Origin of the sequence: Pleionea sediminis (assembly GCF_007570825.1) — a bacterium.
GTDB classification, from domain to species: domain Bacteria; phylum Pseudomonadota; class Gammaproteobacteria; order Enterobacterales; family Kangiellaceae; genus Pleionea; species Pleionea sediminis.
Genome location: NZ_SUNB01000001.1, coordinates 1,430,573 through 1,453,848, shown reverse-complemented (window position 1 = coordinate 1,453,848; position 23,276 = coordinate 1,430,573). Strand labels below are relative to the sequence as shown.

General features: G+C 37.8%; 19 protein-coding genes. 15 read left to right on the top strand and 4 right to left on the bottom strand.

What is annotated here, in order from left to right:
* Positions 1 to 5: 5 nt before the first annotated feature.
* Together FAX86_RS05870 and FAX86_RS05865 are read right to left on the bottom strand one after the other, a co-directional pair.
* Positions 6 to 2,036 carry a methyl-accepting chemotaxis protein gene (locus FAX86_RS05870; RefSeq protein ID WP_144392410.1) on the bottom strand — a complete coding sequence of 677 codons (2,031 nt, stop codon included), beginning with the start codon at positions 2,034 to 2,036 and terminating at the stop codon, positions 6 to 8.
* A 65-nt stretch (positions 2,037 to 2,101) separates the two neighbouring features.
* Entirely contained in the window at positions 2,102 to 5,203 is a 3,102-nt protein-coding gene (locus FAX86_RS05865) for an amidohydrolase family protein (RefSeq protein WP_144392409.1), read from the bottom strand.
* 212 nt (positions 5,204 to 5,415) lie between these two features.
* On the opposite strand from FAX86_RS05865, the gene FAX86_RS05860 reads away from it, so the two are divergent.
* From FAX86_RS05860 to FAX86_RS05790, 15 genes are all read left to right on the top strand, one after another.
* Positions 5,416 to 6,375, top strand: coding sequence for a type IV pilus biogenesis protein PilM (locus tag FAX86_RS05860; protein ID WP_144392408.1), 960 nt, complete (start codon positions 5,416 to 5,418; stop codon positions 6,373 to 6,375).
* On the top strand, positions 6,362 to 6,958 hold the full coding sequence (locus FAX86_RS05855; protein ID WP_144392407.1) for a PilN domain-containing protein: 597 nt from the start codon (positions 6,362 to 6,364) through the stop codon (positions 6,956 to 6,958). Before FAX86_RS05860 ends, FAX86_RS05855 begins: the two co-directional genes overlap by 14 nt.
* Complete coding sequence (locus FAX86_RS05850; RefSeq protein WP_144392406.1) at positions 6,951 to 7,637, top strand: hypothetical protein; 687 nt, start codon at positions 6,951 to 6,953, stop codon at positions 7,635 to 7,637. Before FAX86_RS05855 ends, FAX86_RS05850 begins: the two co-directional genes overlap by 8 nt.
* Positions 7,612 to 7,965, top strand: coding sequence for a hypothetical protein (locus tag FAX86_RS05845; RefSeq protein WP_144392405.1), 354 nt, complete (start codon positions 7,612 to 7,614; stop codon positions 7,963 to 7,965). The genes FAX86_RS05850 and FAX86_RS05845 overlap by 26 nt, the downstream gene beginning before the upstream one ends.
* Before the next feature lie 7 nt (positions 7,966 to 7,972).
* Positions 7,973 to 9,616, top strand: coding sequence for a pilus (MSHA type) biogenesis protein MshL (mshL, locus tag FAX86_RS05840; RefSeq protein ID WP_144392404.1), 1,644 nt, complete (start codon positions 7,973 to 7,975; stop codon positions 9,614 to 9,616).
* Between the two features lie 11 nt (positions 9,617 to 9,627).
* Positions 9,628 to 10,530 carry an ExeA family protein gene (locus tag FAX86_RS05835; RefSeq protein WP_144392403.1) on the top strand — a complete coding sequence of 301 codons (903 nt, stop codon included), beginning with the start codon at positions 9,628 to 9,630 and terminating at the stop codon, positions 10,528 to 10,530.
* A complete protein-coding gene (locus FAX86_RS05830; protein ID WP_144392402.1) occupies positions 10,527 to 11,714 on the top strand; it encodes a tetratricopeptide repeat protein in 1,188 nt (395 codons plus the stop codon). Before FAX86_RS05835 ends, FAX86_RS05830 begins: the two co-directional genes overlap by 4 nt.
* Positions 11,714 to 13,438, top strand: coding sequence for a GspE/PulE family protein (locus FAX86_RS05825; RefSeq protein ID WP_144392401.1), 1,725 nt, complete (start codon positions 11,714 to 11,716; stop codon positions 13,436 to 13,438). Before FAX86_RS05830 ends, FAX86_RS05825 begins: the two co-directional genes overlap by 1 nt.
* A gap of 51 nt (positions 13,439 to 13,489) precedes the next feature.
* Positions 13,490 to 14,719 carry a type II secretion system F family protein gene (locus tag FAX86_RS05820; protein ID WP_144392400.1) on the top strand — a complete coding sequence of 410 codons (1,230 nt, stop codon included), beginning with the start codon at positions 13,490 to 13,492 and terminating at the stop codon, positions 14,717 to 14,719.
* A 3-nt stretch (positions 14,720 to 14,722) separates the two neighbouring features.
* On the top strand, positions 14,723 to 15,226 hold the full coding sequence (locus FAX86_RS05815; protein ID WP_144392399.1) for a hypothetical protein: 504 nt from the start codon (positions 14,723 to 14,725) through the stop codon (positions 15,224 to 15,226).
* Between the two features lie 159 nt (positions 15,227 to 15,385).
* The gene (locus FAX86_RS22730; RefSeq protein ID WP_144392398.1) at positions 15,386 to 15,865 is read left to right on the top strand and encodes a prepilin-type N-terminal cleavage/methylation domain-containing protein; all 480 of its coding nucleotides are present in this window, start codon (positions 15,386 to 15,388) and stop codon (positions 15,863 to 15,865) included.
* A gap of 16 nt (positions 15,866 to 15,881) precedes the next feature.
* Complete coding sequence (locus FAX86_RS05805) at positions 15,882 to 16,316, top strand: pilus assembly FimT family protein (RefSeq protein WP_164503479.1); 435 nt, start codon at positions 15,882 to 15,884, stop codon at positions 16,314 to 16,316.
* Positions 16,300 to 16,812, top strand: a complete 513-nt coding sequence (locus FAX86_RS05800) for a type IV pilus modification PilV family protein (RefSeq protein ID WP_246128504.1) — start codon at positions 16,300 to 16,302, stop codon at positions 16,810 to 16,812. The genes FAX86_RS05805 and FAX86_RS05800 overlap by 17 nt, the downstream gene beginning before the upstream one ends.
* 14 nt (positions 16,813 to 16,826) lie before the next feature.
* On the top strand, positions 16,827 to 17,636 hold the full coding sequence (locus tag FAX86_RS05795) for a prepilin-type N-terminal cleavage/methylation domain-containing protein (RefSeq protein ID WP_144392395.1): 810 nt from the start codon (positions 16,827 to 16,829) through the stop codon (positions 17,634 to 17,636).
* Entirely contained in the window at positions 17,633 to 18,031 is a 399-nt protein-coding gene (locus tag FAX86_RS05790) for a hypothetical protein (protein WP_144392394.1), read from the top strand. The genes FAX86_RS05795 and FAX86_RS05790 overlap by 4 nt, the downstream gene beginning before the upstream one ends.
* 60 nt (positions 18,032 to 18,091) lie before the next feature.
* Here the strand turns inward: FAX86_RS05790 and FAX86_RS05785 are convergent, their stop codons facing one another.
* Positions 18,092 to 19,969: a M4 family metallopeptidase gene (locus tag FAX86_RS05785; protein ID WP_144392393.1), complete on the bottom strand. Its 1,878-nt coding sequence runs from the start codon at positions 19,967 to 19,969 to the stop codon at positions 18,092 to 18,094.
* 877 nt (positions 19,970 to 20,846) lie between these two features.
* Positions 20,847 to 23,090 (bottom strand): M4 family metallopeptidase, encoded by a 2,244-nt coding sequence (locus FAX86_RS05780; RefSeq protein WP_144392392.1) that lies wholly within the window; start codon positions 23,088 to 23,090, stop codon positions 20,847 to 20,849.
* Between the last annotated feature and the right edge of the window lie 186 nt (positions 23,091 to 23,276).

Sequence of the window (23,276 nt, the reverse complement as noted above, 5' to 3'; positions counted from 1 at the left end):
CTTAATTATTGCTTAAACTCTTCTACAAGTTCTTTCATTCTATTTGCTAGTTCTGTCATTTGCTGTCCAGCAATTATTGTTTGCTTAGAGTTCTCCTCCGTTGAATTAGAAATATCTTGAATTTCTTTCAAGAGCCGCTCTATATTTTGTGCAAATTGCTGCTGTTTTTCAGACGTTGATTGAGTGGCTTGGTTTTTCGCGGCTATTTCATTGATCGATTGTTTTATTGTATTAAGGGCTTGCTCTAATTTTTGGGTGTCTTGAGCAGATTTTTCTGTTTTATCGGAGCTAGTGTTCATTGACTCTACCGTCTTTTTAACTCCTTCCTGCAAAGCAAGAACCGTAGACTCGATTTGTTGTGTCGAGTCTTGTGTTCGCTTAGCTAAAGTTCTAACTTCATCTGCGACAACTGCAAAACCGCGTCCTTGATCTCCTGCGCGTGCTGCTTCAATAGCTGCATTCAATGCAAGCAAATTTGTTTGTTCTGCAATGTTCTTAATAACTTCCAATACTTGACTTATATCGTTGCTTTTTGATTCTAAGTCACTGATAACGGACATGGATTTCTGAATTTCACTCGAAAGTTCATCACTGCTGGCTCGAGCATTTCTCATTATAGCTTCACTCTGTTGTGATTGTTCATTTGATGCGTCTACGGCTTTTTGAACACTATCCGTATTCTCGGAAATTTCTACGACAGACTGTAAGAAATGTTGAGTTTCCATAACGATATTTTCAGTTGATTTTTTCTGATGATCAATTGCCTCTCCTGTTTGAGCAGCGATTTTTTCAACATTTTGAGACTGTGATGCAACTTCACTGGAGTTCTTATCAATAGCGACTAATAGACTTCCAATTTTCTCTATCATCCAATTAAAGGTGTCTTTCAACGAATTCATTTCATCTTTGGTTTTAAAGTTTGCCTTTGCTGTAGTATCTCCGGAAGAAAAGCGTTTCGCAGTTTTAATCAGTGTTCCGATACTCATACCTATAGAGAGCGACATTCCTAAAAACAAATAGCCGGAAAGAAGCATGGAAATAATTAAGATACTGAGTAATGTCCAGAGTGATTTTCTCTCATTGTGAATTCTAGATTCATAGAGGGATTTTAGTAGCTCCAATCCTTTGTAAAACGAATCATCGAATACGCGTCTTGTTTCTGAAAATTTCTGACTCAATTGGCTTTGTGTTGTATTTATATCGACAGCTATTAAAAATTGTTGATCTATAAAGTCTATTAAATCGCTATAAGATTTACTCTGTTGCTCTAATAAGTTTGATATGGGACTAAGCTTTTTTGATACGGACATTAAATAGGCTTGTCTTTTCTCAATCAAAGTAACCTGCTGAGTTAAATCATCAAACTGGGATGCAATATCATCGTAAAGTGTCGGTGATGGTGGAGAAGATATTAGTCCTGCATAACCAATGCTTTCAGTGATATCGATAGGTTCGAGGTCATTGTATAGATAGGTAGTTAGCCATTGACCTAAATAGAATGAAGCCAGCTCAGGGTCATTTGTTATTCCGGACTGATTTGCTAATACACGGTAAAGCTGGAGCACTTCTGTACGAGTGATAGAAAATGCAGAGTAACGTTCAGAAGCCGGAGATCGAGCATCAAAAGTTATGCTTACAGTAGATTCAACTGATTTTTTTATTGCATCAATTTGACTTTTAAAGTTTGGATCAGTTTTGAAATTGTTTTGTTGCTGTGCAATATTGTTCAGTTCACGGAGTAATGTTGATTTAGACTTCTCAAATTTCTCTGCCTGCTGCTCTCCTAAATCGTTTTGATAAGCAATGGCTTCCTGAATGTATCTTTGATTTGTTAGATAAAGTTTATGAATACTGGGAAAAAGCTCCAAGGCCCGAATCTCTTGCTTTGTCCTTTCTATAGATGAGGTAACTTGGGATAGATAGCCGAAACCGAGAATTCCTAGAGGCAGCAAAAATATAGTAACAACGAGCAAAAATTTCCGACTGTATTTTAAGCGGTTCATTAGTAGAACAGCTGGTCTAAACAGTTTTTTCATTGTCACTCTGCTAATAAATTGTTTTATAAGTCAAAATAACTATAGAACAAATCGTAGTTAATTTCTTATTGTTCGAAAAATAAGGGCTCTCTAGTCTTTGGATGATTTCCAATTTGATTCATTGTTGAGCTGTTATAAAGTCTTCCGTTTAACATGACCATATCAACTTGATCACTGTCCGTAATCTGGTCAATTGGATTGGAGTTGAGTATGACCAAATCTGCAAGTTTTCCTGGTTCAATCGAACCGATATTCTTTTGCAGTCCTAAATATGAAGCGCTATCAATTGTTGCAGCTTTAAGCGCACTGTGTGGTGTCATTCCTCCTCGAGTTAGCATCCATAGTTCCCAGTGGGTGCTAAGGCCTTCTCGTTTTCCATACGAACCAAGGTTAATTGAGACGCCGAGAGAATGTAATTTCGCAGCGATTTTAGCTGCACTGATATGACTGTATTCATTGTCTGGTGCCATAATTCTTCGCGTGGATTGCGCTTTTAATTGATCGTTTGGAACAAATTTTATTAATAATGGATGTTGCCAGACATTCGTGTATTGATACCAGTAGTCTTCACCCGTTAGCCCACCATCTGAAATATTAAGAATAGGAGTGTAAGCAACTTGTGTTTGTGACCAAAGCTGCTCAATATCGTTATATATTTCTGCTACAGAAATAGAATGCTCTATTCCAGTATAACCATCGATTATCATCGTTAAGCTGTGTTGTAATGAAGACCTTCCTTCGGGAATGACACTTTGTCCCGAAAGCCGAGCATTTTGAATAACTTCTTGTCGTTTCTTGCGATTTAATTGATAAACACCTTTTTCCCAATTTCGATTTGAATATGAGTGCTTTCGGTTTTCTGTGAAAATTGTCTGGTCAAAAATATTTTTAGACACAAATATTCGGGGAGAAACTATATGCCCTATCTTCGCAAGCTCACTTGTTGCAGAGTTTGATGAAGTATCGGAAGAAAAACTATGTACGGTTGTTACACCAAAAGCTAAAGTCGCCAAATTCAGCCAATTTTGTTGTGGAATGATCCCACTAGTGGCTTGCTTACCATGCCAATGAACATCAATAAGTCCGGGGATTATTGTTTTCCCCGCTAAATTAATTCGCTTCGTGCCTCTCGGAACCGAGAGGGAACCCGTTTTACCGACAGCTTGAATTTTATTTCCGTCAATAACAATATCCCCTTGTTCGATAATTTCTTTTCCTTTCATTGTTATTATTCGAGCGCCAGATAACAAATAATTTCCTCTGGGAATATCCAGACTTTTAATAAATGACAGATCGTATGACTTTTGATTCGATACACTATTATTAGTCTCTTTAAAATTCGCAATAAACATTTTGCTTTCATGTAACCAATATAAGCTATTGTTGTTTGCCCAGTTGAAATAATTACCCGATAATATAAAAGGATTTTCTTCTATTAGCTTTGTCTCTACTTCTTTGTCTTTTGTTATAAAAATAGAATTATTAGATGCATCTGTAAAAGCAATTAACGAGCCGTCAGGAGATCGTTTAAACGAACCTTTTATAGGCTTTTTTGCTACTATTTTTTTCTTTTTTGTTTCTAAGTTTATTTCAAAAAGTACTGTTGATATGTGTCTTAAAGAATCTTCATAATCATTAATTAAGAGTCCATCGCTATTATTATTGAACATCGGATTGAAACCGCTTTGAGCTACTTTTTTATGTGTTTTCCCTTCGGTATCTGTTACAAAAATTCCAATATTCTCCGATTTTATCGAATCAGTAATTTGTCCTCCTTTTATCTTCCGGTAAGTTATCAACTGGTTATTAGGAGAAAATACTGGTTCAATGTAGTGCCCTGGTTCTTGACTTATTATTTCTTCACTATTTCCGTTTGGCTTTATTTTCCGAATGCTACCAAGATTATTATCATTCCAAGTCGTATAGACTATCCAGCGACCGTCTTCGGAAAAAGATGGGTACAGTTCGAAATGTTCTTTTTGACGAGTAAGGCGTTTTGGTTTTCCATTGGGAAGCTGTTTGATGTATAGATAACCGAGTGCTTGAAATACGATATTTTTTTTGTCAGGCGACAAACTGATCCAGCGAAGCGCTGAAACTGTAAAATTATCAATGGCAATTTCGTTATGATACGTTAACGCTCTACGTATCTCTCGCTTATCAGAGATTTGAAAAGGGATGTTCTTAACGGCAAGAGATTGGGTATTTATTCGTTTAATTTTCCCACCGGCCCAGAATATTATATCTCTACTGTCTGGCGTCCAACTAAATGATGGATAATTGCCATGAATATTTTCAGTTTCTTGCCTATCAAGATCTAATTTCTGATAAATGGGAGAAAGCCGTCCTGATTTTAGCTCCTTTATGACCAGACTAGAGTGACCAGCTATGCGCTTAACGTACGCAATTTTTTTGCCGTCGGGCGACGGTGTTGGATTGACCGCACCGCCATATCTAGCGATCTCCTCTCGAATTTCTCCGGTACGAAGCATGGTACTAAAGATTGTATAGATTTGTTCATTAGCATTTTTTCTGCCATATATCAAAGATTGGTCGTTAGTGTTTCTACTAAAATAAACTTTTTCACCATCGATAGAATAAGTTGGCTCTCCGTCATTAACGAATTCGGTTTCATAATTTAAAAGCGGACGACCGTCACCATTTTTTATTGAGTATTGCCAAATTTGTCCGATGCCATCAACGTGACCTTGGAGAAAATACTTTCGTGCAATGATAAAGTTTCCATCAGGAGACCAAGCGGGATTCGTTAAAATTTGATTTGAACTTGTGAGAATTCGCTGATTCGAGCCGGTGCGACTCATGAGCCATATATTATCTTGACCACCTTTATCGGACGTATAGGCAATAGATTTTCCATTTGGGCTGTATTTCGGCTGTATATCCCAAGCCATACCGGAAGTTAAACGCTTTGCAGTTCCTCCTTGTATGGGTAATTCATAAATATCTCCTAATAGATCAAAAACTATCGATTGACCGTCAGGATTAACATCAATGTTCATCCAGGTCCCCTCATCCACTTTTATATCGACAAATTCTTGTACTCCAGGTGGCCTGTCTACTGTCCAGCTACTATTTGAGGCACTATATGTTGCAGCGCATAAAAGGCTGAAAAGTCCAGCAAATAAGCAACTTAGGAAATGCCTCATTCATTTCTCCTAAACAATTTTTGTTGTTAGGTTGGCTTTTTACCACCTAACAGGTAATGTTAGCTGAAGGTCGTTTCCACATCTTTCAGTAAAATTGAACTAAAACTAGTCTAGATTGGTTAAAAATTAACTGAAATTTCAAACATTTGCTGGGATTTTTTAAAAAATATATTAAAATGTGAACTAATTCGTCGATAAAAAGAAGGTAGAGCGTGAATTGGCTTAGCAAGCTACTGAAAAAGAATAAAAAACGCTTAGGGTTGCAACTTGACGGTGACACTTTGAGCTATTGCTTGCTGAATCCTCTCTCCACCACACCTTTCATTGAGTTATCGGGTCAACTTGCTCTTACTGAAGAAGCCCTCAAAACAGACTTTAAATCGAGTTTGGCTAAACTTGATGTGAAAGGAAGCGATGCTTATTGGATACTAGCTTCTGAACATTACCGAATTATGACTCTCGATAAGCCAAATGTTCCTTCGAACGAAATGGACGATGCAATTCGTTGGCAAGTAAAAGATCATATCGACGTTCCCATCAATGAAGCCGTGTTAACTCACTTCGACTATCCAGAAGCTTTACCATCGAAGAATAAAATAAATGTCGTAGTAGCTCGCCGCGATGCTGTGGAATCGATTATTAAACTCAGTGAGCTCGTTGATATCAATTTAATAGCCATTGATATTGCGGAATTAGCAATGGGCAACTTGATGACGCCTTGGTTACAAGAGGGACAATCGATAGCGCTCATTGCAGAAAGTCTGCGCGGGGTTGTTGTTAATTGTTATATTGGGCATCAATTTTCTTTTACCCGTGAGTTACCCGGAGTATTTCTTCCCAGAGATAAATCTGAAGACGAATTATCACTGGATGAAAATATAGAGCAAGATAGCAACGATCAACTCCTTCTGGAAATTCAACGAACGCTTGATTATTACGAAAGCCAAATATCGAAACGAGCTGTAACTAAAGTTGTAATTCCTAATGTAGGGAGTCAATTGGAGGAATTAGAAACTGCTCTCAAGCGTGATCTCGGACTCGCCGTTGAATTGTTAAATCTTGAGTCACTCTATCAATGGCAACCACCGATTATTGAAACTGAATTGATTCGAAATTTGAGTGTTTGTGGCGGAGCCCTGAGAGAGCTCGGAGGTGCCCATGCAGCAAATTAATCTTTATCTTCCAGAGTTTCGACCTCAAAAAGATATTCTTTCAATTAATCAATTGCTGTTGGTTTTAGTCACTGCTGTATTGATATTCGCTGGTTTAGGTTGGTACTTAGATAATCAAACAGAATTAATGAAATTACAAATTGCTCGAGAAGAAAGAATGCTGGAACCCTTGAGAATTCAAAAAGCTGAGCTTGATAAAGTGGTTTCTGCTCGCCCTGATTGGGAAGGTTTGGATAATTTATTGCTCAATGCTCAAACAAATATCCAAAATAAAAGCTTGGCACTGCAAACATTAAAAACAAGCGATATTGGTGCCGGCAAAGGTTTTAGTGAGTTTTTGCGGCAGTTAGCTAAACAAAGTGAGCGTCGAATTTGGTTAACGGATATTAAAATGGAAAGTGATATTCTTGCATTGAAAGGTCAAACAGTGGATCCAAAACTGATTTCCATTTGGATTGACAATGTCGTTCAGAAATCAACAATGGCGAGACAGTTTTCGGCTGTTTCAATCACTCAAAATGAAACCGATCAACGAGTCTTTGATTTTGAGCTAAAAGATGGAGTCTTGCTGAACGATGAGTGAAACTGGATTAGCAAAAATTCGTAATAGATACGAATCACTCGAAACCAAGCATCGAATTATGGTTTTAAGTGTTGCTGTCGTTGTTCTACTAGTCATCTTCGATTTTTTTTGGTACCAATCTGATGACGCTGAACAGAAAAAATTGAAACGCCAGCTGACAAATATTACTCAAGAGAGAAAAGAGTTATCGGGAGCGATTGAACAACGCCAGCAGGAACTCATGGGTTCGGCATTCAATGAAAAGCGTCAGCAGGTCGACCTATTAAAGAAACAAGAAAAAGAACTCGATAACCAGCTGTCTAGATATGCACAGTTGGTTTCCCCTCGCCAAATGCCTGGCTTGTTGAAAAATATTTTCGAAAAAAGCCGTTCTTTAGATTTAATTGGATTAGAAAAACACCCTGTTCAGCCGGCGTTCAAGAATTTAACTGCAAAAAAAAATAAGGGATCTGGAGAATCTAAAAGTACGGGTAGTGATGTCAACTTTTATCGTCATGACTTTACCGTTACTTTGGAAGGTCGTTATTTTGAGTTGATTAAAAGTTTAGAATCACTAGAAGCAATGAATTTAAAGATATACTGGCATGCTTTAGATTATAAAGTTAAACAATATCCTGAAGCTGAAATTAAACTTACCATATACACTTTTAGTTATGATAAAGATTGGATTGGCGCTTAGCTTTATTATTGCAGCTTCGGTGTCAGCTAGTGAAACTGATAAGCTGACTGATCCGACGCGCCCTTATATTAACTTAACCACACAAGTACAAAAGGAATCAACAGATAAGGAAGCTCCTAAAAAAAAGGTAAATCAACTAAAAGCGATTATTCGCGATGAGTTTAATTACAAAGCAATTATAGATACTAAAACGGTTGCAGTGGGCGATCGCATTAATGGTTATAGAGTACACCAAATTAAAGAAAATAAAGTAATTCTAAGAAAAGGCAGTCAATACAAAACACTCAGTCTTGTCAAACGGGTAAAAGTTACAAAAGCAAAAGGTTAGCACTCTAATGAGAAAGCGAAAAATAGTTATCGTCTTGTTTAGCGCGTTTTATATAGTATCTTGCGCAACAACAAGCGATACGCAACAATCTGATTCAGTTCAACAAGACTCTCTTGTTGAACAAACCTTTTCAAGCGCGAATGAGAAAGCAGATTCAGAAAACGTTCCAGACTCTAATGCTGTACTTGATACATTGATGCCAAAGGTTACTTTGGGTAATGATCAACGAAAAGAAGCCGTGCGTTTTGATATCAAAGCAGATAATTTACCGTTAAATCAATTTTTGATGGGCCTTGTTGATAATACTGATATGAATATCTTGGTCGATCCGAATCTAGAAGAGCCAGTAACCTTACAGCTGAAAAACGTAACGATTAATGAAGTTTTAAGTGTCCTAGAGCAAACACATGATATAAGTGTTCAAAAACAGGGAAATATTTATTACGTAGGTGGTTCAAAGGTACAAACTGCAGTATACCCACTTGATTATTTAAATCTTAGACGTAAAGGTAATTCACAAACGCAAGTTAGCTCTGGTCAAATATATTCATCAGGTGGTCAAGGACAACAAAATCAATCTTCTGGAAATAATCAAAGTTCAGGCGGGCAAGGAGTCTCTACCATAAACTCATCAAGAATTGAGACGTCATCAGAAACAAATCTATGGGAAGAAGTTCAAAAAACTCTTGAAGCTATTGCATCACAGGATAAAGAAAGTTTTGTGATGGTTAGTCCACAAACTGGCACGGTACTTGTTAAAGCACGCCCTTCAGTTCAACGACAAGTTGCTGAATACTTAGGTGTTGCGCAAGCAAATCTAGGTCGGCAAGTTATTCTAGAAGCTAAAATCTTAGAAGTGAGTTTAAGTGATGACTTTCAAGCTGGAATTGATTGGTCGAAGGTTCATGTAAATGGTGCTGGCAATATCATTGCACTAGGGCAGCTAGGACAAGTAATTGATACACCTGCAGAAGCTAATCCAATTAATGGAGTATTCAACTTATTGTACGAGACTGAAGAAGGTGACTCGGATCCATTTAGTGCTACTGTTAATTTATTAGAACAACAAGGTGATGTTCAAGTTCTTTCGAGTCCAAGAATTTCTACCATAAACAATCAAAAAGCTGTTATTAAAGTCGGTAATGATGAATTTTATGTAACTGATATTAGTACAACAACAACGTCAGGTATTAGCTCGACAACGACACCTGATGTCACTCTAACACCATTCTTTTCAGGTATTGCATTAGATGTAATGCCACAAGTAAGTGCAGACGGTAGTATCATTTTGCACGTGCATCCTTCCGTGAGTGAAGTAAATGATCAAACAAAACGTATTCAGATTGGTGATCAAGATCTTACTTTACCTTTAGCACTTAGTAGCATTAGAGAATCGGATTCAATTGTTAAGTTAAAAAGCGGTCAGGTCGTTGTAATTGGAGGACTAATGCAGAATCAAGTCGTTAAGCGAGATTCTGGTACACCATTTTTAAGCAGCATTCCTGTTATTGGAAATATTTTCAAACAGCAAAGAGATAAAGTTGTAAAAAGTGAGCTTGTTTTATTATTAAAAGCGACTGTGGTTAATGATGATATGTGGGGGAACGAAGTGGATAGAACACGTCAAAGATTTGAGCGGTTTAATCCATAGGGATAAGTAATATGTACTTGTATCATTTTGGCTTCCGCCAGTTGCCTTTTGCATTGACACCGGACACCAATTTGTTTTGTGCATTACCATCACATTTAGAAGCATTTAATACATTAAAATTTTCGCTATTATCTGGTGAAGCATTTTGTAAAATTACAGGTGAAGTCGGCTCAGGCAAAACATTACTTTGCCGTCTACTGATCAATAAAATTCATAAAAAGCGGAAAGTCGCTTACATTCCAAATCCAGTTTTATCTTCAAAGGAGCTTAAACTCGCTCTTGCTAATGAGTTAAATATTAGGATCACTAAAAACACAGGTGAAGAACAGATCATTCCAAAAATTCAGAAAAAGCTTGTTGAAATCAATGAAAAATCAGGTTCAGTAATTCTAATTATTGATGAAGCACAAGCGATGCCTGAAGAAACACTTGAAACATTAAGGTTGTTTACGAATTTAGAGACTGAAAAAAGTAAGCTTATTCAAATAGTTTTGTTTGGGCAGCCTGAGTTAAATGAAAAGTTAGAAAAGAAAAGCTTGAGGCAGTTAAGACAGCGAATTGCCTTCTCATATCAGCTAAAACCATTAAATTATAACCAAACGAAAGCTTATATAATTCACCGGCTAAAATCTGTGAGTAATGGTATGCCAAAAATTAGTTTTTCTGTAGGGGCGTATTTCTTTATTCATTATGCTAGTCGTGGAATACCACGTTTAGTGAATGTATTAAGTCACAAATCTATTATGCTTGCTTATGGCAAAAGTCAGAAAAAAATAAACGTTAGAAGTGTTTTTCAAGCGATTCGAGATACAGAAGATACCTGGAGTATGTCAAAAGCTCGCAGATGGATTTATACATCTTTGGCTTTTGGATTATTTAGCGGTGGAGCTTTTGCTTTTTGGGGGATTTCATGAGTGTCGTAAATAGAATGCTCAAAGATTTGGAGAAGCAAAACAATAATCACTCACCAATTTTTTCTGAAGATGATGATAGACCAACCGCAGTTGTTTGTGAGAATTCGAGTAACATTACAAAAGTTATTTTTATATTCATTTTATTAATAGCGATATCGCTCATTATTTTTTTTAATTCAATGGGTAACAATGTTCCGAAAGATTATCTGATAGCGGATAGTAAAGCAGAGGTAGTAAAAAGCAAAAGTAAAGAATTTAATATAAATCAAGATAAGAAAACTAATGTTCACGAGCCAAAAGAACTAATTGCTAATGTTGAGACGAAAGATATAGATTCTGATAATCCGTTGAAAGCAGCTTTTATTGTTAAAAAAGATATCAACAGCTCCTCTAAAAAGTTAACAGAAAATAAGAATAATAAAGTTCAACTTAAAGTGGTAGAACATCAAGTAATGAGTTCAACCCCCGAAGAAAATAATAATGAATCAGATAACCGAAGAGCGTTAGATAATAGAAAAATACACGTTAAAACTGTAGTGACACCAAAGAGTAATTTGAAAGCTAATGACTCTCAAGCTAAAGGAATAGATAAAGAAAACGTTAAATCATATTCTCAAAAAGAGCTGAAAAAGTTGAAGTTGGAGAAAGCTACGGCTCTTATTGAACAGGGTTTATTAGGTAAGGCTGAAGAAGCTTTGCGAGAAATAGTTGATGAATTTCCGGCTTTTCATCAGGCAAATGAGCATTTAGCATATGTCTACTTAGAAACTTCTAATGATTCAAGTCTAGAGCGTTTTCTTGAAGAAAAAATCACTCAATATCCTTCACACAGAAATTACAGGGCTTTGTTAATTCGACATTTTGCAGAGAAGAAACAATGGACCCGAGTTATAGCTTTAGCAAACGATAGTGAGATTAATAATGAGGATATTCGACTGATGAAGGCAATAGCCTTTCAACAGTTAAATCAACATGATGAAGCCATCGATGTATATGTTGACTTACTAAAGAGTAATAAAGAACGTGGTGATTGGTGGCTGGGATTAAGCATTTCATTAGAGTCCAAGAAGAGATTTAGAGATGCTTATCAAGCTCTCTCTAAAGCGTCAGGAGATCCAAGAATTAATCAGCAACAGCATCGATATTTAAAACAGAAATTACGCTATTTAGAAGGTCTACTTTAATGTTAAGAAAGAAGATAAGGCTTGGTGATCTGTTAGTAGAAGGCAATGTTATCACTGAAGAACAGTTGATGGATGCTCTAAAGCAACAGAAATCAACGGGTCAGCGTTTGGGTTCGATGCTTGTTAATTTGGGATATGTTGGCGAAGAGCAGCTATTAAAGTTTTTGGCTCAACAATTGGAAATTGATTACATAGATTTGCCTAACTTTAAAGTCAACGAAGCCGCAGTACCATTACTTTCAGAGATTCAAGCACGCCGTTTCCGAACTTTGGTTATTGATGAAAAGGAAGACTCGATATTAATTGCGATGGCTGATCCAACCGATTTGAATCGTTATGATCAAATTCAAGCCATATTAAAGAAACCTGTTAAAGCCAGTGTTGCAAAAGAAGCCGACATTATTCGTAATATCGATCTATTTTATCGAAAAACAAATGAAATTAGTTCTTTGGCGGAAGAGCTTGAGGGTGAATTAGGTACCGAAGAGTTTGAGCTACCTACACTTGCAGATACGACCGATTCTGATGAAGCTCCAGTCGCCAAGTTGCTTCAAAGTGTTTTTGAAGAAGCTGTTCAGCTGCAAGCGTCAGATGTACATATTGAGCCCGATAAAGACGTCTTAAGAATTCGGCTTCGAGTTGATGGCTCATTGCAAGAACAAGTAATGAAAGAAAAGAGAATTGCATCGGCATTAGTATTACGGTTGAAGCTGATGTGTGGTCTCGATATTTCAGAGAAACGTAAACCGCAAGACGGCCGCTTCAATGTTAAAGTACGAGGCCATAATGTTGATGTCCGTTTATCGACCATGCCTGTACAATATGGAGAATCTGTCGTAATGCGTTTGCTTGATCAAACGAGTGGTATTATTCGACTAGATGATATTGGAATGGACCCCGGAGTTCTAGCTCAATTCCGTCAGTTATTACGATCGCAACATGGCATGATTTTGGTAACAGGACCAACTGGTTCTGGTAAAACGACAACGTTATACTCTGCGTTAAGTGAATTAAATCAGCCCGAAAAAAAGATAATAACTATCGAAGATCCTGTTGAATATTATTTATCACGGGTAAATCAGGTACAGGTTAATAATAAAATCGGTCTCGACTTCGCGAAAGTATTGCGTTCAGTTTTAAGACAAGATCCTGATATTGTACTAGTTGGTGAAATGCGTGATCAAGAAACCGCTGAAATTGGCCTTAGAGCGGCTATGACCGGTCACTTAGTTCTATCCACTCTTCACACAAATGATTCTATCTCTTCTGCATTACGTTTGGCTGACATGGGTGCTGAACCTTACTTGGTTGCCAGTGCATTGCGTGGTGTTATCGCTCAACGACTTGTAAAAAAAGTGTGTCTACACTGTGCTAAAGATATAGCAGCTGATCCACAAGAGCATGCATGGCTTGAGTCTATTAAAGGTGTAAAGCTTGCCGACTCTACTTTTAAAATGGGAGATGGATGCACGCAGTGTAATAACACTGGATATAGAGGTCGAATAGCAATTCAGGAAATGCTGGTTCTTGATGATTCTATGTTAAGTGCTTTACGCAGACACGATGTTGACGAGTTTAATAAAGCCGCTAAAGCATCTCCTTTTTACAGTTCTTTGTTAGACAGTGTCGTCAAGCTTGCTTTGAAAGGTTCCACTTCATTAGAAGAAGTATATCGTATAGGCGAAACCGTTGAAGAAACTGATTTATTGCCGGGAGGTGAATAATGATTTTCAACGAGTCATATATTTGTCAGGCAAAACTAATTGGGGCAAGTTATGCCGATTTATGACTATAAAGCTCGTCGAATTAACGGTGATGCTGTTACTGGAACGCTGGAAGCGAATAGCACGGATGCAATTGCAGAGCGGTTACAATCTCAAGGTTTGATTCCGGTAGATATTTCTGAACAGAAAGGTAGTTCTTTTGATGTTGGAGAAACACTGAAAGAATTATTACGATCCAAAACTGTGAACAACAGTGACTTGGTAATGTTTTCCAGGCAAATGTACAGTTTGACAAAGGCAGGTGTCCCGCTTAATCGTTCGATTACAGGGCTTATCGAAACGGCACAAAGTATTCCTCTAAAAGAAGCATTAAAAGACATTCTTGATGGTTTAACTGCCGGTAATGATTTGGCAACTTGTTTTGCCAGACATCCAAAAGTTTTTAATTCATTTTACGTAAGCTTAATTCATGTTGGTGAGAACTCAGGAAATCTAGAAGAAGCATTTAATCGGCTTTCACATTACTTAGAGCTAGAGGAAGAAAACAGAAATCGTGTTAAGTCAGCAATGAGATATCCCGTCATTGTAATCACTATCGTTATAGTCGCGTTTTTTGGTATTAACTGGTTTGTTATTCCAAAGCTAGCTGCACTATTTCGCTCGATGTCGACTAATGAATTACCAATCTTTACTCAAATATTAATTGGTACATCGGATTTCTTTGTTAATTATTGGTATTTAATTATTGGCGTTTCAATGTTAGCGGTTATTGCCTTTTATCAATGGATAAATACGGATTCCGGACGGTTAAAATGGGACCGAAAAAAACTCAACTTCCCAATTTTTGGTAGCATTATTTATCGAGCTCTGTTGGCAAGGTTCGCTCGCGCATTTGCAATGATGTCTCGTGCGGGTGTCTCGGTAACACATGCGTTAGGGGTTGTTTCATTTGTTGTTGATAATAAATATGTTGGTAATCATGTTATTGAAATGCGCTCTGCAGTTGAACGAGGTGAGTCCATTACGCAAGCTGCTGCGAAGTCAAAAATGTTTTCTTCACTCGTGATGCAAATGTTACAGGTTGGAGAAGATACTGGCCAAGTGGATGAAATGTTAGAAGAGGTAGCGGAGTTTTACGAGCGCGAAGTTGATTATGATATCAAAAAAATAGGAGACTACATTGAACCGATAATGATCGTGATCGTTGGCGCAATGATTCTTGTTTTAGCTTTAGGGGTATTTTTACCAGTATGGGATCTTGCAGCAAATGCTGTGAGGTAATCGATGAGACTTGCGATTTCTCGCTTAATAACTTGGTCGCTTGTTATAGGCTTTTTTATTTCTTCTCTACTCTGGTCGGTACTTAGCCCAAATGAGAGAGAGTCACGGAAAGCTGATCAGCAAATTCTGACTGTTACGACCAGTGCATTGCAACAAGCAGTGATATTCTCTCATATGAAGTTTCACGCAGTATCAGCAAATAAGCTGAATTATATAGATTTAGTCAAGATTAATGATTTCGGTTTGGATTTTAATAAGCAAGGTTTTCCCATAGGAACCAGTCACTCAGAAAACTCGATTACGTTACCGGTAACAACCAATAATTGTCGAGAAATTTGGAATGCATTATTAGTCGTTATGCAACCTATGCTAGAGCCTGAAGCCCAAGCTAAGATTCGAGTTAAAAGTCTGAGCGGTGTTTGTCATTTTAGGTCGATTAAGTTTCCGGAGCACTCGATTTTATACAATCCAAAGTCTGGCAAGGTAAGTTTAAAAATTAGAAGTTAATGAATAATCAAGAAAAATGGCTTAACTTCCTGAAATTATAATGAAATAACAAAGGTTATTTTTGCTTATTGAAGTCAATTCTGCTAAATTTTGAGAATCTATTTCGGAACGGATTGCCCAAAATAAGCGTTTTTTATTAATTGTATATCGGAGGAATCCATGAAAGCGGGTGCGAAAGGTTTTACGCTCATTGAGTTAGTTGTTGTAATTACAATCATAGGTATCTTGGCTGCTGTAGCGGCACCTCGATTTATTGGTGTTCAGTCAGATGCAAGAGCATCTGTTCTATCCGGCATAGAGGCTTCTATGCGCTCAGCTGCTAGTTTAGTTTATGCCAAAGCATTAATTCAGGGCCAAGAAGCGGCTGATACAGGCGCCGATAACATTGATACCACAGGCGATGGTTCTGCAGACTTAACCGGAGCTTTTGGCTATCCTGCCGTCGAAGAAATAGAAGGTTTGGTTGATTTAGATGGTGGTAGTGACGACTTGATAACAGGCGTGCTAACTGATGGCGTAGTTGGTTTCGATAGAAATGGTGACGGTGATCCAACAAATGACAGTTGTCAGGTTGCTTATTCAGAATCTACGGGTGCAGGTATCCCACCCACAGTAGCTCTAACTGTAAGTGGATGCTAATTTACATCTGTTATTTATGCATTTGGATATAAGAAAGCCGCCTGCCAAGCAGGCGGCTTTTTCGTTATTCGAGCTTGTAATAGTCATTATTATTGTTGGTATACTCGCTGCTGTTGTTGCACCTCGCTTTGGTTCCGATCAGTCATTTGAGTCGCGAGCTGCTGGAGCCGAGTTGGTTAATCGACTCAGGTTTGCTCAGCAACTCGCTTTAAGTAATACATCACGCACAGTCTCTGTTGCTATTTCTGCTACTTCCCTTAATATTCAACAAGATGGAACAAGTTTGTCGGGATATCCATTCGATTTTTCAAATAGCTATGACGTTGAATTTTCTGCTTCAAACTTGGTTTATAATTCCTTAGGGGAAACAACGTCGACTACAATTTCCATAACCCCAAGTGCTGGGTTAAGTGTTTGTGTGGAGACTTCTGGTTTTGCGTGGCTTTGTTAATTCAGGATTCACCTTAATTGAAATTGTAATAGCAATAGTTGTATTTGCTGTTGCTCTCACTGTTTTAGTCGTTGCGTTTAACCCCTCAACTTCTGCTACTTCCGATCCTGTGCTTCAAGCTCGAGCCGCTGAATTGGGCCAGGCCTATTTGGAAGAAATTCGTGGAAAAAGATTCGACGAAAATAATGGAATCGGCTCTCAAATAAGATGTGGTGATGGTGTGGCACCTGCTTGTTCAACAACACTTGGACCTGAAAGCGAATCTCGTGAAAATTATGATGATGTTGATGATTACAATGGGTTAACAGAAAGTCCAACGGATGCTTTAGGAAACCAAAAAACAAATTACAGTGCTTCTTATAGTGTATCGATTACCGTTTCGTATGCCGGTACCGAATTAGGATTAAGTAATCAAAATGCAAAGCGTATTGATGTTACTGTTAATGCGCCAAACAATGCCATCTACTTTTTCTCAACCTACCGAACCAACTTTTAGTAATTAAATTGAACATGGAAACGACACAAAAAACTAATGGTTTCTCGCTTATTGAACTTGTAATTGTGATTGTTTTGCTTTCCGTCGTGACTTTGACGGTTACTACAATATTTACAGACACCACTGAAAATTATTTGCAATCGGAAGAAAGACTAAGCATGGCGTCTTCATCGCGTTTAGCTGTTGAGCGTATTTCACGAGAAATACGTGAGGCTATGCCTAATAGCGTTCGGGTGAGTTCTAATAACTTATGTGTCGAGTTTGTACCCATACTTGCAGCTACACAATATGAAACATTACCAACATCGACTGCTGACACAAGTTTAAGAATTATTGAGGCTGATGCTAGTACAGAGCTAAGTGGTCTCTCAACTTCTTCTCTATTTGTTATGGTAATCCCTCTTAATTCTAGTGAAGTTTACGATACATCTTCGGGACATGTTGCTACAGTGAGTGCATTTTCAAAGCTTGGAAGTAATATTACAGAAGTGACAATTTCATCAACTCAATTCTTACGAGAATCTCCTCAGCGACGAATATTTTTCGTTTCTGAACCCGTGAGCTTTTGTGTAGATGGTAGTAATTTAAATAGATATGAATCTTATGGCTTTAGTTTGTCACAACCATTTCCCTCTGCAATGGGAGCTGCGAATTTAATTATTAATAAAGTTTTGTCATCTAATAATGGTAACCCTGTATCTGTATTTACTTATAGTTCAGGAGCGTTAAATCGTTCAGGAATTTTGTTAATGAACTTACTATTTCAGGGTAGAAATGAGGTTATTCAACTGGATCATGAAGTTCATATAAGGAACTTTCCATGAATTTATATTCTAATAAGATTAGTGGATTTAGTTTACTCGCAGCTCTATTCATAATCGTTGTTTTAGGGTTGTTAGCAGCAGCATTATTTCGAATGACACAAACTGCTAACCTAGCAGTGGCTCAGGAAGTATTAACGATTCGCGCATTTTTTGCCGCTGAAAGTGGTGCGCAAGCATCCGCTATGTCACTTTTCCCAATTGGAGGGACAGGAAGTTGTAATAATCAAACAATAAACTTTTCTATTAATGGTTTAACAGGTTGTAGAGCAATTATTACATGTACTAATTTTATTGCCGATGGTGAAACCTTTTATCGAATAACGAGCGAAGGACAGTGCGGTAGTGGAGAACTTCAAGCAAGTCGAACGGTAGAAGGTTTATTGAAAGATTTATAGTTCGATTAATAAAACTATGAAATGTAAAAAAAGGGAGCTTAAAACTCCCTTTTTTCATGATTATGGTCTTGCTTCGAAAGTAATGGTAATTCCAGAGCTGTATTCGTAGCCATAAATTCCAATACTCCAAGTACCGCTAGAAGGATTATCAATGATACATTCTTCATCATTTCCATAATTATATGAGCGACAGTCAAAAGATCGAGTTGTTGGTTGTCCGTTCCGTTTAAGATAAAGATCGGCATCACCTCTACCACCTGAAAGACGTACAATCATTGTCGAATAACCTGTTGGTAGATCGACGCTGTATCTTTTCCAGTCACCTCTTGAAATTGTGATATTTGATTCAGAACCACTCATTGGCTCGTTATTATTTTCTCCTTCATCTCCTTCTGATGGACACGAGCCTACGCCTACTGCACACCAAGCTGTTTCAACTGCCGTTTTCGCGGCTTGCCCATATAAATCTAGCGCAGCTTGTGCTGTACCTGTGCGAGCAGCAGCAAAGTCTGTACTTGGACTAAAATAAGTGGTTAAAGCGCGATAAAAAATTTGTTCTGCTTGACTTAAGCCAATACCAGGTACAACTACAGAAGTTTTATTGCGCGGATGGGTGCCGCCATCAACCAATAAAGTATAAGCTAAATTGGCAATACCTGAGTTAATGTGAACACCACCTTTGTCTCCTGTGCCTCTATAGCGATCAGGGTAATAGTCTCTAGAAAAACCGTCTTTTGCCGGATCATCCATATAACGTAACGCATCATTTGGAGTTCGAGGTGTGTATACGGCATCGCCAATTTTCCAATTCGGCGTTGAGCCGTTGTGAAATGCTTCTACCGATGCGCCCATTATGTCTGACATTGCTTCATTAATAGCGCCCGACTCTCCGTAATAAATTAGTCCTGCGGTATTTTGTGTAACTCCGTGAGTTAACTCATGACCAATAACATCTAAATCACCCGTTAAGTCACCGAATTCTGTTCCGTCACCATCGCCATACATCATTTGATCAATATACCAAACGGCATTATTCCAATTGTATCCAGTATGAACACTTGAAATAATTTTCATACCATTATCATCAATACTGTCACGATCATGAACTTGAAAATAATAATCATAAACAATTGATGCTCCATCATGTGCATTTTGAGCCGAAGCATCAGGACATGAGCGGCCAGTCGTACAAAGCAAACGACCTGGTTTGGAATAATGATCGTAAACCTCATTTTCCATAGTGTAAGTATCGTAAGATTTTGCTCGATGAACTAGAGGATGACGAATTAACTCCACTGCACTATGAGCATCAAAAAATATAATATCGTGTTCAAATCCCTGCTCTGTATCGTACTTTACGTCGATTTTCCAAGATAGCTTCGCTTTCTCTAATTCAGGCAGATAAACGTAAGCGAGTTCAGGTTTGCTAGAAACTTTACCAATATTTTCAGCAGCAGCTAATGCGAGTTTACTACTAATGCGAGTCGCTCGTTTACTTGTTAATAAACTTGCATCATCGGCTACTGCTAAAACACCAGAAATGGCGTAAACATCACTTGAAATCTTTACGTTTTTCAATGTATTTGACGTTACGTTCAAATGCATTGTCATGTTTGAACCATACACTTTTAAACCGTCAATAGTTTGTTCGAATGTTATATGCTTTTTACCTAACGAATCGGTCCATTGTCGGCGAATTGAAAAGTCTTCAGATCCATTAACATCATAAGAGGTCATAGATTTAAGTAGACCTTTAAACGTTTGGTTTTCTGACTTAGAGTTAACAGAGCTAATTTTCTCTGTTAAAAACTTCATTTGGCCAGCAATGTTTTTATTTTCGATTGATAAATCCGTTTTAGCATGTGAATTTAATGGAATTGTTGTGGCAAAAATTCCAAAGAAGAGTGATGCTGTTTTGAGTTTGAATTTATTTTTCATTTTATTTTTACTCCTGACAACTCTTGTATATATAAGTTAAGTGTCGGTCTCACTTAAGTTATTAGTTTTGTATGCGCGAGAGTTCCTATCTTTCATTTTTAATTATCGAAACAGCGAATTAACAAAAAAGTTAAATATCGACTTTTATTATTATGAAATTACCTTAACAGTGTTTTATGCGCTTTAATTATTATTGGGGCGCGTTTTGATACTAGGTCTGTGAAAACAAATGTTCAATGGTGAATAATACCGGTTAGAATTTTATGTACTAATAAGATAAGTTGATTTATAAAAGTATTTTGATGAATTTTTAGGGGACTATGAAACTCTCGAAGGAAACATCAGGTATTAAAATTTTAGGTACACGTCGAGTTATGGAGTCATATCCTTAAACCCGATATTTATTAAGATATGAGTAACAAAGGAATTAAGTTACTAGGTAAATATTGCTTTAGCAAGATTGTTATTGAAGTAACGACTCAATATTGATGAGCGATAAATATGAGTTCCAATTTTTACTTTTTTTAAATTTTCGCTACTGAAGAAATCATAAAATCAATTAAATACCAATTAACTTTTCATTTTATACAAAATAAAAGCATCATAGAGCCGATACCTTATTGTCGCTTTCCTAAATGTATCCGTAGCAAATTTACTTTTAAATCTTCTGCGTATAGCTGAACGGGGATCAATAGAATCGATTGTTTAATTAATTTAACCGAAAAAGGCATACCTAAATTTAAGATTCTATTTGCTTAGTTGTTTTATTGAGTAGTTAGAGGAATTGATTTTGAAGTGCTTATTTGATCTCGATTGGTTGGACAGGATGAAAAAAGGGAGCTAAAGCTCCCTTTTTTAAACAACACAGTTCTTTTTATTATGGCTGTGCTTGTAGCCTAATGGTGATTCCCGAGCTAGCTCTATAGCCACGGATGTCTAAATACCATGTTCCAACTTGAGGGTTGTTGAAGTTACAAACTTCATTGTTGCCACTCTTATAAGGTCTGCAATCGTAATTAGATGTTGTTGATTGTGAGCCATAGTTAACATAGAGGTCTGCATCACCAGAGCCACCAGAGATAGATACTGTCATAGACGAATAACCATCAGGTAATGCATACTCGAAACGTTGCCATTCGCCTCTACCCACTGAGATGTCAGATGCAGAAACATCAATTGGCTCTAGGTCACTACTGCCATCATCGCCGCTGCCGCCGTCGTCTGCTGTGTAACTACCGACAAGGCTCACACCTGAGAAAGAGCTGTAAGCTTTGATGCGAACATAGTATGTACCGCCAGAATCTTCGCCAGTACAAGACTCAGAGTTTCCGCTTTTGTATGGACGACAGTCATAGCTAGAGTCAGTCGGAGCTGATCCAAACTTCACGTAGAGGTCTGCATCACCTGAGCCACCACTCATTGCAAAGTTGATGTCAGTTGCGCCAGCTGGTACTTCCATAGTGAATTCGATGTCTTGTCCACGACTTGCAGAAAGCTGAGTTTTCGCAGCGCCATTTTCGAGTACATTATCACCAGAGTTGTCGCCGTCGCCGTTATCACCATCACCCGATGGGCAGCTACCAACACCAACAGCACACCATGCTGTTTCAACCGCAGTTTTCTCAGCTTGGCCGTATAAGTCTAATGCTGCTTGAGCAGTACCGGTTCGAGCTGCAGAAAAGTTAGTGCTTTGATTGAAATAAGTTGTAAGCGCGCGATAGAAAATTTTCTCCGCTTTACCTAATCCAATGCCAGGTACATTAACTGTTGTCTTGTTGCGAGGGTGAGTACCACCGTCAACAAGAAGAACGTAAGCTAAGTTGGCGATACCTGAGTTCCAATGAACACCGCCATTGTCTTGTGTGCCAACGTATCTTTCTGGATAGTAATCGTAAGAGCTGCCGTCTTCAGTTGGATCATCCATATAGCGCAACGCGTCGCCGGATTGACTTGGTGTGAAAACTTCATCCCCGATTTTCCATGCTGGTGACGAGCTACCGTTCTTATAAGCTTCTGCTGATATACCCATGATGTCAGACATTGCTTCATTTAGCGCGCCTGACTCATTTTGGTAAATTAAGCCAGCAGTGAACTGAGTAACTCCGTGAGTTAACTCATGAGCGATAACATCAAAGTCGCCGGTTAAGTCACTGAAGTAGTTACCGTCACCATCACCATACATCATTTGGTTTTGGTACCAAACTGCATTATTCCAGTTGCTTCCAGTATGAACACTAGAAATCATATTCATGCCGTTTCCATCAACACCATCACGGCCATGTTTTTCTAAGTAGTAGTCATAAACGATTGAAGCACCATCGTGTGCATTTTGAGCAGAAGTGTCTCCACAAGATTCATTATTTGAGCAAAGTAATGTACCCGGACGTGAATAGTGATTGTAATTATTATTATTCATCGTGTACGTATAGTGACGTTTAGCTCTGTGAACTTGGGGGTGTCTTGCTAACTCTTCTGAGCTGTTTACGTCGAAGAAAATAACGTCGTGTTCAAAACCTTGATTTGAATTGTATTTAACATCAATTTTCCAAGCTAATTTAGCTTTGCCAAGCTCAGGAACGTAAATGTAAGCAAGTTCAGGTTTTCCTGAAACGTTACCAACTTTATTAGCTGCTGCGAGAGCTGATTTAGGATTGCTAGTATCAACACGTCTTTTTGATAAGCTATCTGTCTTATCTTCGAGAGCTAATGCACCTGTTACAGCATAAACTTCACCGATATTGTCGCCACTTTTCAGAGAACTTTGAGTAACGTTGGCATGAAGGATCATGCTAGTACCGTAAACTTTGATACCGTTTATTGTTTGGTCGAAGTGAGTATGCATTTTTCCTAAAGCATCAAGCCATTGGCGCTTAACAGAAAAGTCTTCTTTTCCAGTAAATCCGTAAGATGCTTTAGTTCTTAGAATATTTTTTAAAGTATCCCCTGCTGATTTATTTTGTACTTTGCCCAATTTTCCTGTTGCAAACGATGGCGCACCAGCTTTGTTGGTTGTTTTTATTGAGAACTCATTTGAAGATTCAGCATTGATTCCCATAGATGCAGCAGCGAAAGACGCTCCAACTACAAGTGATGCCGTTTTGAGTTTTAAGTTATTTTTCATTTATAGCTCCTGACAACTCGTTTTTATTGTAATCAGTTAAGAGTTCTTCTCACGGAGATTATTATTATTCTTTAAGGCGAGAGTCCCTATCTTTCATCCCAACTTGTCGATACTGCTTACTTGAGCGACCACTTAAACTTAATCAAGTTTCGACTTTTATTATTATTAATGAAAATGTCTTAACAG

Excerpts from the sequence above, each read along its gene's own strand:
- FAX86_RS05825 (WP_144392401.1), top strand. The coding sequence starts at position 11,714 with ATGTTAAGAAAGAAGATAAGGCTTGGTGATCTGTTAGTAGAAGGCAAT.
- FAX86_RS05850 (WP_144392406.1), top strand. The coding sequence starts at position 6,951 with ATGAGTGAAACTGGATTAGCAAAAATTCGTAATAGATACGAATCACTC.
- FAX86_RS05780 (WP_144392392.1), bottom strand. The coding sequence starts at position 23,090 with ATGAAAAATAACTTAAAACTCAAAACGGCATCACTTGTAGTTGGAGCG.
- FAX86_RS05845 (WP_144392405.1), top strand. The coding sequence starts at position 7,612 with ATGATAAAGATTGGATTGGCGCTTAGCTTTATTATTGCAGCTTCGGTG.
- FAX86_RS05790 (WP_144392394.1), top strand. The coding sequence starts at position 17,633 with ATGAATTTATATTCTAATAAGATTAGTGGATTTAGTTTACTCGCAGCT.
- FAX86_RS05785 (WP_144392393.1), bottom strand. The coding sequence starts at position 19,969 with ATGAAAAATAAATTCAAACTCAAAACAGCATCACTCTTCTTTGGAATT.
- FAX86_RS05855 (WP_144392407.1), top strand. The coding sequence starts at position 6,362 with ATGCAGCAAATTAATCTTTATCTTCCAGAGTTTCGACCTCAAAAAGAT.
- FAX86_RS05820 (WP_144392400.1), top strand. The coding sequence starts at position 13,490 with ATGCCGATTTATGACTATAAAGCTCGTCGAATTAACGGTGATGCTGTT.
- FAX86_RS05830 (WP_144392402.1), top strand. The coding sequence starts at position 10,527 with ATGAGTGTCGTAAATAGAATGCTCAAAGATTTGGAGAAGCAAAACAAT.
- FAX86_RS05805 (WP_164503479.1), top strand. The coding sequence starts at position 15,882 with ATGCATTTGGATATAAGAAAGCCGCCTGCCAAGCAGGCGGCTTTTTCG.
- FAX86_RS05795 (WP_144392395.1), top strand. The coding sequence starts at position 16,827 with ATGGAAACGACACAAAAAACTAATGGTTTCTCGCTTATTGAACTTGTA.
- FAX86_RS05870 (WP_144392410.1), bottom strand. The coding sequence starts at position 2,036 with ATGAAAAAACTGTTTAGACCAGCTGTTCTACTAATGAACCGCTTAAAA.
- FAX86_RS22730 (WP_144392398.1), top strand. The coding sequence starts at position 15,386 with ATGAAAGCGGGTGCGAAAGGTTTTACGCTCATTGAGTTAGTTGTTGTA.
- FAX86_RS05815 (WP_144392399.1), top strand. The coding sequence starts at position 14,723 with ATGAGACTTGCGATTTCTCGCTTAATAACTTGGTCGCTTGTTATAGGC.
- FAX86_RS05865 (WP_144392409.1), bottom strand. The coding sequence starts at position 5,203 with ATGAGGCATTTCCTAAGTTGCTTATTTGCTGGACTTTTCAGCCTTTTA.
- mshL (WP_144392404.1), top strand. The coding sequence starts at position 7,973 with ATGAGAAAGCGAAAAATAGTTATCGTCTTGTTTAGCGCGTTTTATATA.
- FAX86_RS05835 (WP_144392403.1), top strand. The coding sequence starts at position 9,628 with ATGTACTTGTATCATTTTGGCTTCCGCCAGTTGCCTTTTGCATTGACA.